Origin of the sequence: Rossellomorea sp. FM04394 (assembly GCF_041889765.1) — a bacterium.
Taxonomy (GTDB): domain Bacteria; phylum Bacillota; class Bacilli; order Bacillales; family Bacillaceae_B; genus Rossellomorea; species Rossellomorea aquimaris_B.
Genome location: NZ_CP168654.1, coordinates 3,986,321 through 4,002,467 on the forward strand (window position 1 = coordinate 3,986,321; position 16,147 = coordinate 4,002,467).

A 16,147-nucleotide genomic window follows, 5' to 3' on the forward strand; every position below is an offset into this window, starting at 1 on the left:
GATTTTTTTCGAGCACTTCATTCACTGAGGTCCGTCCCTCTCATCAACCGGATCTTTTGACCAGGATCCATTAATTCCAATAGATCAAGGTCTTCATCACGTATAATCCCGATCACGTTCACGGCAGGGTTTTTCTCCAGGTCATTTCGGGCGATCTGCATTTCGCCTTTATAGCGTCCGTACAGATCGTTGTCCTGGGTGATGGCCCCCCGCGGTCTTTTTACAGTATTTGAAGGGGGAACATCCTGACTCTTCCGTGTATCCAGGAGCCGATACACGTCTCTTCCCGGATCTGGTCTGAGCTGATATTCGCCCTCGAATTCACCGCCGCCCTCATATACAAGCTCCAATACATTTTCTTGGTCAACATCCAATAGCTTGCGAAGAAGTTCCTGTGAACATCCGGGATCGCCAATGAATACACCCTGGACACCCCACTGCCTCAATTCTATTGCACTCACATATGGGTTTTGATCACGATGGTCTTCCAACGTCGGGAGACCCTTGTATAACGGTCCTCTTTTTTCATCGTCACCCGGTACAAAGGCATAAACCGGAATATCCAAAGCTTTAAACAGTCTTTGCTGTTTCATGAAGTATGCCTGTTCCAATCCCGTTTCAGGCTTAGGGTAGAAATTATGCCACGCAATCATGCTTCCTGTTTCCAGTCCGCTGTCGATCCAATTTTTCAATTCCCTTTCCCCGACGGTACTGGCATTGATGGCAATTTGGAAGTGATGGGACAACGCCACCATCTCTTCTGCCGTAAACCCGTCATCCAGACGCAGTGCCGTAACACCCAAACCTTTTAACTCTTCAAAGCTGTCTAACCCTAAAAAGGAAGGCGTGTTTTTTGAAACATCAGCAAACACTTCGAATCCTTCTATTTGAAAAGTGGATAACAGGTGACGGACATGCTCCCTGCTATACGCCGACTCTTCAGGAATGTGAAGAGAGGTGAACGCAAGCTTGATACCCAGCGAAGAAGCGCGAAGAATGCTATCTTCGGCTCCTTCGTCAGATAAATATACGGAGATTCCAATCATTCGAACTCACTCGCCATTTCGTCTTTAAAGCCAACCAGATACGTGATGGCAAATCCGGCTGCATAGGCAATTAAAAGCCCGATCGTGTAGTAAAGGATCTCTCCTGCATTCACAAGGAAAATCAGCGGCAATCCAGATACCCCGATCGCAAACGTCGCGACATCAAAGTACGCTTGGAATGCTCCGCCGAATCCGGCACCTATACAAGCTGTCAGGAAAGGTCTGCCAAGTGGTAACGTCACACCGAAGATAAGCGGTTCACCAATTCCAAGCATCCCTGCTGGAAGAGCTCCACCAATCGCTCTCTTCAACTTCTTCTTCTTCGTTTTCATGAAGATCGCGAAAGCTGCTCCAACCTGTCCTGCTCCACCCATTGCAAGGATCGGGAGAAGCGGGTCGTCCCCGATCGTATTGATCAGTTCCAGGTGAACCGGTGTCAGTCCTTGATGCAATCCTGTTACGACTAGCGGCAGGAAGGTGGCACCGAGCACGAATCCAGCGACCAATCCACCCATTTCAATCAATGAAAGGAGTCCGTTCGTAATTAAATCTGAAATAAATCCACCTACCGGCATGAATACCGTGTATGTTAATAATCCCGTGACAAGTAACGCAATGGTCGGTGTCACGATAATGTCCACAGCCTGCGGAATCACTTTGCGTACATTTTTCTCAACGAACGCCATGAAAATCGCTGCAATCAATACTCCGATCAGTCCGCCACGGCCTGGAAGCAGATTTTCACCAAATAACGTCACATCACCAATGGCCGGGTTGATAATCAGAATACCCGCCAAACCACCAAGTGCTGCAGATCCACCGAACTCCTTCGCCGCATTCATCCCGACAAGGATACCAAGATAGCCGAATAACCCACTTCCGATGATGGATAGCATCATCACAAGCTGTGACTCACCATTCAGCCAGCCGGCTTGAACGAAAAACTTCGTAAACCCAGTGATAAGTCCTGACGCAATCAACGCAGGAATCAGAGGGATGAAGATATTCGCAACTCGTCTCAGCAGTAATTTAAATGGTGTGCTGTTCTTCTTTTTCAAATCAGCCTTTTGCTCAGCAGCACGGGCTTTCAGATCAAGATCACCTGATCCGGATGCAACCAGCTTCCCGAATTCTTCTGTTACTTTATTGACCTTACCCGGCCCTAAAATGACCTGGTATGTTTCGTCTTCTACAAAGCCCAGTACTCCTTCGATCTTCTTGATGTTGGCTTTTTGCACGAGATCTTCGTTATACACTTTCACTCTCAGTCTGGTCATACAATTTTCATAGCTTGCTATATTGTCAGCACCGCCAAACTGCTCTAAAATGATGCCAGCCAATTCTTTATTCGTCATTGTTCACCTTCCCCTTTCAAGTTTGCTTTGTATTCCTTTTCCCTTCTATTTCTATGAAGGGTCCTGGACAGGTACCCCTGTACAAAAAGCCTATTTTTCAATGGCTAATCGAACATAACCATTGGCATCTTCCAGTCGGCTCTTCGCTTCTTCATATCCACAACCGAGAGTGATCATCACGATGGATGGTTTCACTTCGTTGTTTGCTTTCTTCAATGTGGATGCTGCCGTTTCTCTATCAGCACCTGTGATACTCTCAATGATTCCGATCGCCCGCTGCTCCAGTTTATAGTTACTGATATTCACATCGACCATCAGATTCCCATACGCCTTTCCAAGCTTGATCATGGCCGCTGTCGAAATCATGTTGAGGACCATTTTCTGTGCAGTTCCGGCTTTTAATCGAGTGGATCCGGTCAAGGCTTCGGGTCCGGCATCCACTTCAATCGCATGCTTTGCTTCAGCAGAAATTTTCGAGCCAGTATTACAAGACAGGGCAACGGTTGTCGCACCAAGTTCCCTTGCATATCTTAGACCACCGATGACATACGGCGTACGTCCGCTCGCAGCAATCCCTACGACTGTGTCCGCCTTGGTCAGCCCGATTTCTTTCAGATCGGATACACCCAGCTCCTCATCGTCCTCTGCTCCTTCGACCGCTTTGACGAATGCTTTCTCCCCGCCTGCAATCAATCCGACTACGACGTCACTGCTCACACTGAAAGTCGGCGGACATTCCACCGCGTCCAGCACACCCAGCCTGCCGCTTGTACCTGCACCGATATAGATCAATCTCCCACCTTGAGAGATGGATTTCACAACATCATCCACTACTTTTTCAACTTGAGGAATCACTTCTTGAACGACAAAAGCGACCTTCTGATCTTCCTCATTCATCATGCGGAGAATCTCACCCGTACTTGCTGTATCGATCCCCAGCGTATTCTGGTTCACCTTCTCTGTTGATAACTCAAAAAATTTATCTTCTTTCATAAGTCATTCCTCCTAGAAAATCTGTATGCGTTTTCATTACTTATATTAATATCACTTTTAAAATAATATTTCAATTGTATTTTTAAATATATGAAATTTTATTTTAAAATAGACCATTGTTTTTTGTGGAAAGGGAGGATAAGTTTTCTAGAATGGGTGTAAACTCATAAAAAATAAAAAACGACAAATAGGAGTTGGAACAAGCTTCCTACTCCTGTTTTTTCTTTATTTCATGTTTATCTTACTCTACACTCAGAGGTCCGTCCCTCAAAAATCAATTTGCGGATCATTTGGGATGTCTGCTGTATCCAGCATGCCGGGATGAAATCCTGGAAGGTATAGTTCGCTTTCGATCCTTCTGAAGGCTCTCTGGGATGGGAAGCTGGCAAAGTGGTTCATGGTGGCAGCGGCCCGTTCCCGTTGTTTGGTGATGACTTTTTCGGAACAGTTGATTTCCAACCGCTCTCCATTCGTAAACTGGATGTATGTTTTTCCTTGAGAAGTGGATGATGACTCGATATGCTGGCAGAATAACCAGATGCAATCATAGTGTGTAGGGGCCATGGTAGGTATACAATAGATGAACTCATGCGGGCAGATCATGAGAGGTGTTTTTCGTAAATACTTGGTGGCATGGCGAACGGCTTTGATCCTGCCGTCATATGTAGAGCGGTAAGCCATACAGGATTCGTCTAAAATTTCCATGACGGATTTTTTGCTGAACATCTTTCTCCCCGAATAGTCATAAATGATCGACCGATGGATTCCATCATAAGCAGGACAAATAGCTACCGTCCTTCGAGTAACCAGCACTTCTAAACCTTTCAATCTAAACACCTTCCTTTTCCTTTTTAATAAAGCCTCTATTATCAGAATCTTCTTATATATGAGACTTTATTACTATTATATACTAATACCATAATATTTCCATTTATATTTGTATATTTTTTGAGAAAAATCTCATAATTTGAGGAAATGGATTATTTCCTGGGAGATAGTGTCGAAACCCGTCCCTTTAAATATAAAAAAACTGATCGGCTTGTTCATTCATTTCCGTCGTTTTGTCATGAACTCTAAATGCATTACCTAAAAAAACAAAAAAAGGCTGGGACAAAACTAAAAAACCACGATAGTAAGACGAACAATAGAAGTGTAAGTTCTTAATACCGCTAATGATTTCCGTGCAAGACTACGCTTTCCGCGGGTAGCCCGTGAGCCTCCTCGGCAAGCCTGCGGGAAGAAAAGCGGAGGCGCTTTGTTCAGAGGCGGTTGGCATAAGGCGAAGCGGCCACGAAGGCGTTCTTTGCCTTCTTGGACGGTTTGACTTATGACATGTGCCTCTAAGCCCCGGAGCTGGACGGGTCTCACATAAGCTACTTTTCCCGCAGGAGTCTTCGTCTTGCACTCCAATCAACCGCTGGAAATAGCTAAAATCAAATGTACCGACAACAAATAATAAGCACGAACAAACCTGCCTAAAAGCAAGCAGGTTTGTTCGTGCTTTACTTAGACTAAAACACTTTTGTCCCAGCCTCTTAACAAATAAACATCAGCCATGAGTTTTACACATTCTTATACTGCTCTCTTCGTGTTCTTTAAACCGCATAACTTCCTTGATCACTTCCTCCACAAAAATAGGAGTCTTTACAAACGCGCTTTCCACATGCAAACGTTCTGTACGTTTGTGGGCGTCTTTTCCGAATGGACCTACGTTGAGTACAGGACCCTCTAACTTATTCATCTCTTTAAATGGAATGCTATAAGTGGTGTTCCAAACAGGGGTATTTTCTTCAAATACAGCCCAGCCTTTGTTATTGTCCTGATAGTTCACATAGCTGAGATCAGATATTCCATTAAAATAATGTGCTTGTTCGACAGGCAAATTAAATTGCTCCTTAGCCGCTTCCGTTACTTTTTCTATACATTTTAATACTAGAGGATTCTCAGACGTATTGACAGCGGGATAATAAGGTGGCGTAAACATCAGTACAATGGCTGGAGTCAGCTCCTGACAATTAATGAGGAGAGTATCAGCAATTCGAAAGGATTTCTCACGATCGTCCCCTTGGTTTATCCCTATGTCATGTTTCAGGGCCTCGATATAATCTTTCCCCAGCTTCTTTTCAGCATATTCAAGCAGCTCAGAATAACGAAGGACTGAAACCTTTCCTACAGAAGGAATCCTCTCTCGTTCACATAACTGATGATACCATTCATTGCATTCCTCCGCTGCAGACACTGCAACCTGCTCAAATAAGTTCATGATATCCGCTGCTGTTCGTTTCATTGTAAAGACATTGTATAAAGCGACAGTTCCATATGGAGTTTGTGCAGAATAATTCAACCTTAGATCTTCTTGCTGAAGTGTAATGGGAAGAGGAGCATTCTCTCCGTATTCTGTTTCTCTGAATAGTGGATTCCATTCCATTTTCCGAGTAAGAAATGACGCAATAAAAGAAGAAGTCATCCCACTTAAAGGTTCACCAACATGAGTCTCTCTTCCATAAAAAAGTGCGGATGGCATAATTTTACCGATTGATCCTGAATAAACGTGATATGCCGTATCAGTAGGTTTCTGGGAAAATACGGGTTCTCCATTCAGAAAGAGAGTATAGTCAAGGTCATATTCTTCTTTCAATTCATTTAATACAACGACCGCTGAACGCATTCCAGATGAATTGACCTCCTCATCCGGTACTGTCAATAAGACAAGATTGATCGGCCACTCTTCATGGGCTGCCTTTTCAATGATTGCCATATGAATGGCCAATCCAGCTTTCATATCCATGATCCCCCGTCCCCATAAGTAGTCTCCGGAACGTAAATCATTTTGGGCTTCGGGATGCAATTCATCAATATACTGTTTCAGTTCCTTGGTTAAGCTCTCGGGATTGAAAGCGAGTGCTTCCAGCTCTCCGTATTCTTCTGCACTAACCGTATCGAAGTGACTGATTAACACAATCGTTTTATCCGCCTTTTCATGCCTATATAAAGCGGTTAAAAACTGGCGGCCAAGATCTGCGGCTCCCAGTTTTAGCAACTCGGGATTAGAATGGAAATAAGGGATGTTTTTCATTTTTTCAAACAGCCTGACTGGGAAATCCAACTCTCCCTCTGTTAACGTTCGACTATGCCAGCCCACCAGTTCACACAATAATGCCCGTAAAGACTCAGGCGTCCCCCACCGTCTCATGATATAACCTCCTTTATTTGCTGCTGATTCAGCCAGTGCTCTAAACGAATCAGACCTTTTTCCAATACTTCCATGCTATAGGCAAAAGAAATGCGAATGTACCCTTCGCCATATTGTGTGAAGGTGCTCCCGGGTACAACAGCTACCCCACCTTCCTTCAATAGGCGAGTAGCAAACTCTAGTGAAGAAAGATTGTATTGTTTGATGGATGGGAAGATATAGAAGGCCCCCTTGGGAAGTATCACTTCAAATCCCATTTCCACCAAACGTTTGTAGACAAAATCACGTCTCATTTTGTAAGCCACATTCATTTCAGCAGGCACATGGCGGTTATTCGATAGTGCTTCGATGGCAGCAAATTGGCCTGGCACCGATGCACAAACGACATTGTAGATATGAACCTTCACAACATGCTCCATAACAGTTTTGGGGCCCAGCACAAATCCAATCCGCCAGCCTGTCATCGAATGAGATTTCGACAACCCATGGATAAGAAATAATCGATCTTTCAAGTTTGTATAAGATGCGAAGGAGTGATGCTCTCCTTCAAAAGCATTCTCGCTATAGATTTCATCCGAAATAATGAACACATCATGCTGCTCTATCACTTTTACCAGCTCATCCATTTCTTCCTTACCCAAGGTGACACCGGTTGGATTGGATGGATAGTTAAACAAGATGGCCTTCGTTTTATCCGTGATCAAAGCTTCCAGTTTTGCTGGAGAAGGCCTGAATTGAGTAACAGATGTATCTAAATAAACGACTTTTGCTCCGCACATCGTAATAATTGGTTCGTACCCAGAGTATAGGGGAGCTGGTAAGATTACCTCGTCCCCTTCTTCAAGAATCGTTCTGAAAACAGAATCAATGGCTTCACTTGCCCCATTTGTTACAATCACTTCCGTTTCAGGATCATAGTCCAAGCCATATTGATCAGCGAAAAAGTCTCTGATGGCGGTCCGCAATTCAAGTAATCCTGCATTATGGGAATAACCTGTTTGATCCGAGAGAATGGCTCTGACTCCTGCGTTTTTCACCGCTTCAGGCGTAGGAAAATCAGGTTGTCCAACGGTAAGATTGATGGCATCAGGGTAAAATACCAACTGATTAGAAAACTGGCGAATCCCTGGTATAACCAACCTTTCAGCTCGCGCATTTATAGTGATTGACATATACTTCTACACCTTTCTCTATTCCACACTACTTCGTAAACCCTGGTAACCAGAGAGATAGCGGCGGGAAAAATGTAATAACGAGTAAACAAATCATCATCGAAACAAGAAATGGTACAATCGCCCAGGCAATTTTTTCGAATCGCACCCCTCCTACACTAGAAGCTACGAATAGATTCACACCCAAAGGTGGTGTGATAAACCCGATCGCTAAATTCGCTACCAAGATGACTCCAAAGTGTACTGGGTCTACGCCTACTGCTGTAACGATTGGCAGTAGTATTGGCGTAAGGACTACTAAAGCAGAAATCGTATCAATGAACATCCCGACAATTAAGAGAAGGATATTGATTGCAATGAGTATAATGAATGGGTTCGTAGAAAGATCAGTTAAGAATGCAGAAATATCATTTGGAATTTGTTCTAATGTCATAAAGTACGCAAACGAAACAGATAAACCAATAATGATCATAGTAGTGGCGTTAATCACGACTGCTTCACGGAAGCTCTCGAATACTGACTTCCACGTTAATTCTTTGTAGACAAATAGACCAATGATTAATGAGTACACGACAGCAACCACGGCAGCTTCAGTCGGAGAGAACACCCCACCATATATACCACCTAAGATAATGACAGGAATGAGCAGGGCCCATTTCGCATCATTAGTTGCTTTCACCACATCTTTAAACCGGAAAGATATTTGTTCTTCAGGCGCATATCCCCTTTTCTTCGCAATCACATAGGCAGTAAGCATCAGTCCAAGACCGATGAGAAATCCAGGAAGGATTCCAGCTAGAAACATACTTCCAACAGAAACTCCGCCGATGACCCCGTACAATACAAAAGGAATACTTGGAGGTATGATGACTCCTATAGATCCTGCTGCAGCTGCCACGGCTGAGGCAAATCCCCCTCCGTAATTACGTGCTCTCATAGCTGGAATCATGAATCCCCCTATGGCAGCAACAGTAGCTGGTCCAGATCCTGAAATGGCTGCGAAGAACATACAGGCTACGATGGTGACCATGGAGAGCCCTCCAACCATCCACCCAACCATGGCAGTAGCAAGGTTTAAAAGCCGTTGTGAAACTCCTCCTTTTCCCATTAAAATGCCTGCAAGCATAAAGAACGGAATCGCCAATAAAGGGAAGGAATCCAGGGATGTAAATGCTTTCTGAGTAATGATGGCAAGAGGCAATGTTGAGCCGAAGTAAATGGCTACAAGAGCTGAAACCCCAAGTGAGATGGCAATCGGAACACCAATGAGTAAACAAAGCGCAAGGGATCCAAAGAGTAAAGCAATGGTCATACTTGTACCTCCTCAGAAGGCACATCATCATTCGTGCGCCAAATCATGATGAACTGTTGAACAAGACGCAGAGCCATTCCAGCCCCGCCTATAGGAATCGCCAGAAATGGCAGCCACATCGGGATTTGCATGGCCGGGGTGATTTGTCCGTTTTGAAAGCTGGCAAGTACGAGTTGCGTTCCAAAGAAAGCAAGGAATACGGCTAGTCCAAACCAAATGATCAACGCGAATGTTTCAAGTATTTTTCTTGATGTTCCTCTAAATAAATCAATAAATGCCTCGATTCGGATATGCTGTCTTTTTTTCACGGCATAGCTGGCACCTATCCAAACTTGGAAAATATGAATATATCGAGCCATTTCTTCAGTCCAGCTTGGAGCTGAAGAAAATACGTATCGTCCGACTACTTGAGCAAAAATAAGGGCGACCATAATGGCTAAAGTGAGGACTAGAATCATTTCTTCGATGTACTCGAATTTCTTTTTCATGTGTACTGCTCCTTTCAAAAAAACGAAGAATCAAGGAGGTGAACCTTGATTCTTATTTTCGTTATTAGTTGTTTGCCTCTAACGCCTTGTCGACTAAATCCTCACCGATTTTCGGTACGTATTGGTCATAAACAGACGATGCCGCTTCACGGAAAGCATCTCTTTGTTCATCCGTTAAGTCATTCACCTCCATACCGTTTTCCTTCAGCTTACCTAAGAATTCCACATCTTGTTCCTGAGCTAACCCACGTTGCTCATCGCGGTATTCTTCAGATGCTTCTGTTACTAATTTTTGCAAATCTTCAGGTAATTCATTGTAGAAATCATTATTCATTAGCAAGGCAGTTGCCGCATACACATGTCCCGTCAGCGATAGATAGTCCTGAACTTCATAAAACTTATTCGTGTAATAAAGGGAAACCGGGCATTCCATAGCATCATATGTCCCCTGCTGCAGTGCAGTATATAATTCACCAAATGCGAACGGTGATGCGTTAGCTCCGAATGCTTTAAACGTATCTGTGTGAAGAGGATTTTCCAGAGTCCTGAACTTCAATCCTTTCAGTTGGTCGGGATTCTCAATCGGCCCATTATTATTTGACATGTGGCGGAAACCATTTTCTCCAAATACCAGGCCTTTAAGGTCATTCTTTTCTAAATCGGCCATCAGTTCTTGACCCAGTTCACCATCAAGAGCTTTATAAGCTGCTTCATTACTATTGAAGAGGAAAGGTAAGTCGAACACTAAGAACTTTTCATTAAATGAGGCAAGGGGGGCAACGGCGGGAATCGTCATTTCAATGTTCCCTAATTGAACAGCTTCAATTGCTTCGCGATCTGATCCATAAAGCTGACCATTAGGGTAAAGCTCTACTTTAATACGACCATCTGATTCTTTCTCCAGTTTTTCTTTAAATGTTTCCGCTGCAACATGTGAAGACTGTTCCTCTGGTACTAAGTGAGCAATCCGAATTGTGTACGTGTCTTCATTACCTTCACTGGAAGAACCACTGGGACGTCCGCATGCTGATATAATCAGAATGGCAATCAATAATAATGGAATGAATTTTTTCAATTTGCTTCCTCCTCTTGATAATATCCTTGAATTCTGCGTTCAATGTTTTTCATATGAGCCGACATCTCTTTTTTGGCTGCTTCGACATGTTTTGATTGGAGTGCCGTGAAGATGCGAATATGTTCTTCATAAGCCTCTTTCGCACTTAACCGGAGAGTATTTGAAAGAACAAGAAATGCACGGTTCACTCCGGTATTTGAAGTATGTATCATATCTCTAAGCTTGGGGTTTGGATTTTCTTTTGCTAACAGAAGATGAAACTTACGATCAAGCTCAATGAACTCTTCGTAACAATCTTCTGTAATCGCTTTCCATTGTGATTTCAAGTTTTCCTTTAATTCATCAAGTAAACGATCTTGAAATGTATTTACAATGATTTCAAGATTATATACTTCTAATAATTCACGGATTTCAAGGAACTGTAACGCGTCTTCTTCAGTAAATGAAGCGACCGTCGCCATCTTAGCATCTGAAATCATGATGAGCCCTTCAGCAGCGAGTCTCTTCAGCGCTTCCCGAATCGGGGTTCGACTGATTCCTAACTCCTCAGCAAGCTTCTTCTCCGGAAGTTCTTCATCGGGTGCCAACTTACCAGAAATAATGTCTTTCTTGATTAAATTGAAGGCTTGCTCAGCTAACGTTTCCTTCTTAATGATTCTCTGCAAGTCACTCCCTCCTATCCTTTTATTTTTATTTTCTATTCATGATGACTAGGTGATTTGGTGGTATACCGCATACTTAATGAAGAGGTATACCGTATACAAGTATGATAATTTATGCTAGTCTATTTGTAAATATAAATTTTAGAATATTTTAAATATTAGGAAGGTGAATTGGATTGACCATAGATTGGTTGACAGAATTAACCGCTATTCTTACGAAAGAAAAAATAAGCACAAGTGCAGGTGACCGATATCGGCATAGTAAAGATGAATCATTTCATCCTCCTTCTGAACCGGAAGTTGTGGTGTTTCCCGAAACGAGGGACGATATTACCGCTGTCTTGCAGGTAGCTAATCGATATGATATCCCGGTAACTCCCTATGGGGCCGGCTCAGGATTAGATGGTCAATCTATACCTGTAAAACGTGGAATTTCAATGAACTTTGAACGAATGAAAAGAATAACTTCCTTTAACCCCGAAGACTTAACGGTTACGGTGCAACCCGGAATCACCCGTTTGGAGCTCAATAAAGAAATAAATCGGCATGGACTATATTTTCCAATCGATCCCGGTGCTGATGCGAGCATAGGCGGAATGACTGCAACGAATGCCAGTGGTACAACTGCCGTCCGGTATGGCTCGATGAGGGATCAGGTGTTGAACTTGGAAGTGATCTTATCAGACGGCAGAATCATAAAAACAGGTAGTGAAGCAAAAAAATCTTCAAGCGGTTATCATTTGAACAGCCTATTTGTAGGGTCAGAGGGAACATTGGGGATCATTTCAGAGATCACCTTAAAACTGCATGGCATCCCGGAACACACCATCGCTGCCCGCTGCACCTTTCCTTCACCTAAAGCATGTGCGGAGGCTGCTCATGCAGTTTTAATGAGCGGCATCCCTATAGTAAGAATGGAGCTTGTGGATGCCAGCAGCATCAAGCAAGTAAATGCCTATGGAGACTATCGATTCCCCGAAGCCCATTCCCTGTTTTTCGAATTCTCAGGTACCCTGGTTTCAGCAGAGGAAGAAGCTTCCTTTGTACAAGAATTAATGGAGGAATCGGGATGCGGGAACTGGGCTCGTGCCAGCGGGTCAAAAGAACGCACTGAATTGTGGCGTGCGCGGCATGAGCTGGCCTATGCCTATCGTCATATTAAAGGAATGGCCGTAGCGGGGTCAGACGTATGTGTTCCCATTTCTAAACTCGCAGACTTAGTCGTCTTTGCCCGTGAACATATAGAAGAAAGCGGCCTTGCCGGAGGGGTTTTCGGACATGTGGGAGATGGGAACTTCCATACAATCATCGTATATAACCCGGATGATCCCGGTGAAGTGAAACAGTCAGAAACGATTAATGAGAAACTGGTTTTGAAAGCAATAGAAGTTGGCGGTACCTGTACGGGCGAACATGGTGTTGGCCTCGGGAAGATGAAGTATCAGGAAATGGAACATGGAAGGGCTGTCGAAGTGATGAAATCATTTAAAACACTCCTGGATCCCAGAAATAGATTGAACCCAGGTAAGATATTCTATTAAACTCAGAACTATAAAAACCTCCATTCGATACACGAATGCATCAAATGGAGGTTTCTTATTATTCATTATTGTGCTAATAGAGATTCAACCACCGAATCAGATACGGCTCCTTCTCCACCGAGAATATAATACATATCTGTTACCGGAGCAAACGTAGAAAGGGTATCCATCGTTGTAAACTGTGCCTCTCTCGGGTGAGTCAGTACTACGGGATTGCCTTCTGCAGCTGCCAGTGCAGAACCAGCCAGTGCATCCGGGTAGTTCTTGCCTGTTGCGATGAATGGTGTGGACATGTTCAATTCCCCAGCGAAGTAGTGGATGATGCTGCTATTCGTTTCATAACGGTCACTTCCACTTAAACGCTCATAGTTCATGAACTCCTCAGCCACCATTTCCGGGATGGCGGATTCACCGCCGATTACGTAGAACTGCTCAAACATGCTTTCTTCCATATAGCTGCGAACAGATTCCGGTGTTCCGCTTTTCTTTGTTAATAATATCGGCATTTCCAGGGAAGCAGCTATCGGCGCAATGGAAAGGGCGTCCGCGAAGCTTTGCCCCGTTGCCACGACTGCTCGATCAGTGAAACCTAACTCTTCAGCGATCTTCACGGATGTTTCATAACGATCAACTCCTGAGATGCGTGAAATCGTCTTGATTCCTAAATCTTTGACTTCTTTCTCCACATTGGCCGAAATGACCGATTTCCCTCCGACGAGAACCACCTTTTTCACTTTCAGGCGTTTTAGTTCGTCCTTCACCGACTGAGGAAGGGCTGTCGTATTGGTTAACAATAACGGTGCATTGTGGTGATAAGCAAGAGGTGTGGCGCTTAGTGCATCCGGGTAATTATGCCCTGTTGCAATGACCGCTACATCCGATTGCTCCCATCCTTTACTTGAAATCTTCACTGCCGTCTCATAACGATCGGTTCCAAAGATTCGTTCCGTTCCAATATTCGCTTGATCGATCCCTGTAACGGCACTTAAGGCATCCAATCTTCCCCAGCCGGAAACAGTATCATATCCTGGAAGAACCAGTTCTGCCGGGTACGGATACTCATCTTCATAATAATAGCCGTTACCCGGATTATCCTCTTCGGCGAAGGTAATATCGACAGCTGTCCTTGTTAACACTCTTTCAACTTGAGCAGGTGTTAACGCGGCATCATGGGAAAGCAGCAAACCAGCAACTGCCGCCACGTGAGGAGTGGCCATGGACGTTCCACTCATATAGCTTACGTTTCCATCCGGAACAAGGCTCGGGATATTCGTTCCCGGTGCAACCAGGTCGATCCCGCTTCCAAAGTTTGAGTAGTCAGATACAAGGTCCATATTATTCGTCGCTCCAACAGAAACCACATACTTTGATGAACCAGGGTAAGAAATTTCTTCCATCCCATCATTACCTGTAGCAGCTACAACGGTCACCCCGTGGTCATAAGCATATTTGAGAGCATACTCAATCACACGGCTATATGATCCGCCAAGACTTAAGTTAATGACCTGGGCTCCGTGATCGACTGCATATTTGATCCCGTAAGCGATTTGTTCTGTATCACCGCTTCCGGATGCATCAAGTACTTTAACAGGAAGGATCTTCGTGTGAGGATTGATTCCTGCCATCGAATAGTGATTATTCGCTTCTGCTGCGATGATTCCGGATACATGGGTCCCATGACCGTGATCATCCATTGCATCCGAATTGCGGCCAACAAAATTATAGCCATCATTAGTCAATACAGTACTGCTCAGATCTGCAAGCGTGTGGTCTACGCCCGTATCCACTACAGCAATGACCGTATCTTCAAGATCTTTTTCTTTCAGAAGCTCCTGAAGCTGTTCGTACTGAATATCAGCATCCGGGGTACCACCGTTGTCACCATTATTCTTAAGTGACCACTGGTAAGGATATTGAGCATCGGAAGACAGAGTTTTATATTGTTGGATTGGTTCAACAAACTCGACTTCAGGCAGTTCCGCAATCTCTTTTGAAGCAGTTTTTACCGAAGCCGTGGACACTTTTCCAGCGTCTCCACCGACTTCTACCACATACATATTAGAGAAGAAAGAATCCTTCGCCTTTAACGGGGAAATGGATTCAACACCCATTGATTTTGTTTTCCTCTGGATACTGGCTGCATCTTTTTTATCCTTTAATTTCACGATTAAACGGGTTTCATCACCGGCAGCCTTAATAGGGGAAAGCCCCGCTTTAGCCAAGATGGAAGAAGCCGTTTTATTCGTCAGATTCGAAATTCCGACACTTTTACCTGTGTTTTCGATATTCTCCTGAATAAATGCAGGAGTCGATTCCAGTGCATGGTTGTACAGAGAATTGATCGCATTCTGGTCTTCTTTCGTGATTTTGTAGGAGCTTGCACTGCCATTCGCTGCTACATCGGCAAACAGGTCCTTTAATTGAACAAGATCACGGTAAACACTGTCACGCAGCGTTTTGCTGAACACCATTTTCGAACTGATGAATGGAGCCGCTTTGTAGTAAAGAGCCGATAGATCCTGGCCTTTTTCCGTTTTCGCCAAGACCGTTTCACGAACGGTACGTAAATCTCTTAAGATACTTTTTCCATTTTCTCTTTCTTTCGTGCTTAACTCCGCAGGACACTCCTCAGCAATGGCCTCGTCAGATGGAGGCAGCGTAACGCCATCATAGCTGATCGTGTAAGGAGTCACCATATCTTCAAACTCTTCTTCGAACTCTGGATATTCTTCTTCCATACCATAAGACTCGATCTTGATATAATAAGGGCCTATCCAGGAAATAGGGAAGTCGATGATCGCTGGTTCATCTTGATAGGAATAGCTCATATAACGCTCAAAAGCGCGATTATCGATGGCATTTTCCAGACTGGAATAAACCGTCACATTGATTTCTGATTCTGATTGAAGCTTCACTCGTAAATGAGTATAGTCGGTGATTTCCCTTTCCGAAGGATCGACCTTATACCAATGAACATTTTCAGAGACATCGAATTCCCCGTCGACCGGTGTCCCGATCGTCAACGTTCCTTCCTCATTCGGTACACCAGACTCTTCCGCCCCCGCTTCCATCATGGAAAACTGGCTGAAGATCAACGAAAAAACGAAAACCAAAGCTACGAAACTACGAATCTTCTTTTTCATTAGAACCTCCACTATGTTATAAAATGAACTACAGAATCTATTAAACCATAGAATGCATAAATTGGAAATATATTATATTTATAGGAAAAATATAGGATACTAATAGTGGTATACCTGATCAAGAAACAAATAAAGAGCCAGCCTCTGTTCACGATGAACAGGGGCTG

Annotated in this window: 12 protein-coding genes; 1 reads left to right on the plus strand and 11 read right to left on the minus strand. The window is 43.9% G+C overall.

What is annotated here, in order from left to right; translation table 11 throughout:
* Window positions 1–17 precede the first annotated feature (17 nt).
* The 10 genes from ACCB35_RS20035 to ACCB35_RS20080 all read right to left on the minus strand — a co-directional run bounded on the left by ACCB35_RS20035 (window position 18) and on the right by ACCB35_RS20080 (window position 11,299).
* The gene (locus ACCB35_RS20035) at window positions 18–1,046 is read right to left on the minus strand and encodes a MupG family TIM beta-alpha barrel fold protein (RefSeq protein ID WP_374055031.1); all 1,029 of its coding nucleotides are present in this window, start codon (window positions 1,044–1,046) and stop codon (window positions 18–20) included.
* On the minus strand, window positions 1,043–2,401 hold the full coding sequence (locus ACCB35_RS20040; protein WP_299742749.1) for a PTS transporter subunit EIIC: 1,359 nt from the start codon (window positions 2,399–2,401) through the stop codon (window positions 1,043–1,045). The genes ACCB35_RS20035 and ACCB35_RS20040 overlap by 4 nt, the downstream gene beginning before the upstream one ends.
* Before the next feature lie 90 nt (window positions 2,402–2,491).
* Window positions 2,492–3,394 (minus strand): N-acetylmuramic acid 6-phosphate etherase, encoded by a 903-nt coding sequence (gene murQ / locus ACCB35_RS20045; RefSeq protein ID WP_374055032.1) that lies wholly within the window; start codon window positions 3,392–3,394, stop codon window positions 2,492–2,494.
* A 267-nt stretch (window positions 3,395–3,661) separates the two neighbouring features.
* Entirely contained in the window at window positions 3,662–4,222 is a 561-nt protein-coding gene (locus tag ACCB35_RS20050) for a competence protein ComK (protein ID WP_374055033.1), read from the minus strand.
* 721 nt (window positions 4,223–4,943) lie between these two features.
* Window positions 4,944–6,587: a M20/M25/M40 family metallo-hydrolase gene (locus tag ACCB35_RS20055; protein WP_374055034.1), complete on the minus strand. Its 1,644-nt coding sequence runs from the start codon at window positions 6,585–6,587 to the stop codon at window positions 4,944–4,946.
* Window positions 6,584–7,759, minus strand: a complete 1,176-nt coding sequence (locus ACCB35_RS20060) for an aminotransferase class I/II-fold pyridoxal phosphate-dependent enzyme (RefSeq protein ID WP_374055035.1) — start codon at window positions 7,757–7,759, stop codon at window positions 6,584–6,586. The genes ACCB35_RS20055 and ACCB35_RS20060 overlap by 4 nt, the downstream gene beginning before the upstream one ends.
* A gap of 28 nt (window positions 7,760–7,787) precedes the next feature.
* On the minus strand, window positions 7,788–9,071 hold the full coding sequence (locus ACCB35_RS20065; protein WP_374055036.1) for a TRAP transporter large permease: 1,284 nt from the start codon (window positions 9,069–9,071) through the stop codon (window positions 7,788–7,790).
* Window positions 9,068–9,559 (minus strand): TRAP transporter small permease, encoded by a 492-nt coding sequence (locus ACCB35_RS20070; RefSeq protein WP_374055037.1) that lies wholly within the window; start codon window positions 9,557–9,559, stop codon window positions 9,068–9,070. The genes ACCB35_RS20065 and ACCB35_RS20070 overlap by 4 nt, the downstream gene beginning before the upstream one ends.
* A gap of 64 nt (window positions 9,560–9,623) precedes the next feature.
* Window positions 9,624–10,634: a DctP family TRAP transporter solute-binding subunit gene (locus tag ACCB35_RS20075; protein ID WP_374055038.1), complete on the minus strand. Its 1,011-nt coding sequence runs from the start codon at window positions 10,632–10,634 to the stop codon at window positions 9,624–9,626.
* Window positions 10,631–11,299: a GntR family transcriptional regulator gene (locus ACCB35_RS20080; RefSeq protein ID WP_374055039.1), complete on the minus strand. Its 669-nt coding sequence runs from the start codon at window positions 11,297–11,299 to the stop codon at window positions 10,631–10,633. Before ACCB35_RS20080 ends, ACCB35_RS20075 begins: the two co-directional genes overlap by 4 nt.
* A gap of 173 nt (window positions 11,300–11,472) precedes the next feature.
* Here ACCB35_RS20080 and ACCB35_RS20085 point away from each other — a divergent pair, with 173 nt between their 5' ends.
* Window positions 11,473–12,837, plus strand: a complete 1,365-nt coding sequence (locus tag ACCB35_RS20085; RefSeq protein ID WP_374055040.1) for an FAD-binding oxidoreductase — start codon at window positions 11,473–11,475, stop codon at window positions 12,835–12,837.
* 65 nt (window positions 12,838–12,902) lie between these two features.
* Here ACCB35_RS20085 and ACCB35_RS20090 read toward each other — a convergent pair whose 3' ends face one another.
* Entirely contained in the window at window positions 12,903–15,980 is a 3,078-nt protein-coding gene (locus tag ACCB35_RS20090) for a cell wall-binding repeat-containing protein (protein WP_374055041.1), read from the minus strand.
* Window positions 15,981–16,147: the final 167 nt, after the last annotated feature.

Excerpts from the sequence above, each read along its gene's own strand:
- ACCB35_RS20040 (WP_299742749.1), bottom strand. The coding sequence starts at position 2,401 with ATGACGAATAAAGAATTGGCTGGCATCATTTTAGAGCAGTTTGGCGGT.
- ACCB35_RS20065 (WP_374055036.1), bottom strand. The coding sequence starts at position 9,071 with ATGACCATTGCTTTACTCTTTGGATCCCTTGCGCTTTGTTTACTCATT.
- ACCB35_RS20060 (WP_374055035.1), bottom strand. The coding sequence starts at position 7,759 with ATGTCAATCACTATAAATGCGCGAGCTGAAAGGTTGGTTATACCAGGG.
- murQ (WP_374055032.1), bottom strand. The coding sequence starts at position 3,394 with ATGAAAGAAGATAAATTTTTTGAGTTATCAACAGAGAAGGTGAACCAG.
- ACCB35_RS20090 (WP_374055041.1), bottom strand. The coding sequence starts at position 15,980 with ATGAAAAAGAAGATTCGTAGTTTCGTAGCTTTGGTTTTCGTTTTTTCG.
- ACCB35_RS20055 (WP_374055034.1), bottom strand. The coding sequence starts at position 6,587 with ATGAGACGGTGGGGGACGCCTGAGTCTTTACGGGCATTATTGTGTGAA.
- ACCB35_RS20070 (WP_374055037.1), bottom strand. The coding sequence starts at position 9,559 with ATGAAAAAGAAATTCGAGTACATCGAAGAAATGATTCTAGTCCTCACT.
- ACCB35_RS20035 (WP_374055031.1), bottom strand. The coding sequence starts at position 1,046 with ATGATTGGAATCTCCGTATATTTATCTGACGAAGGAGCCGAAGATAGC.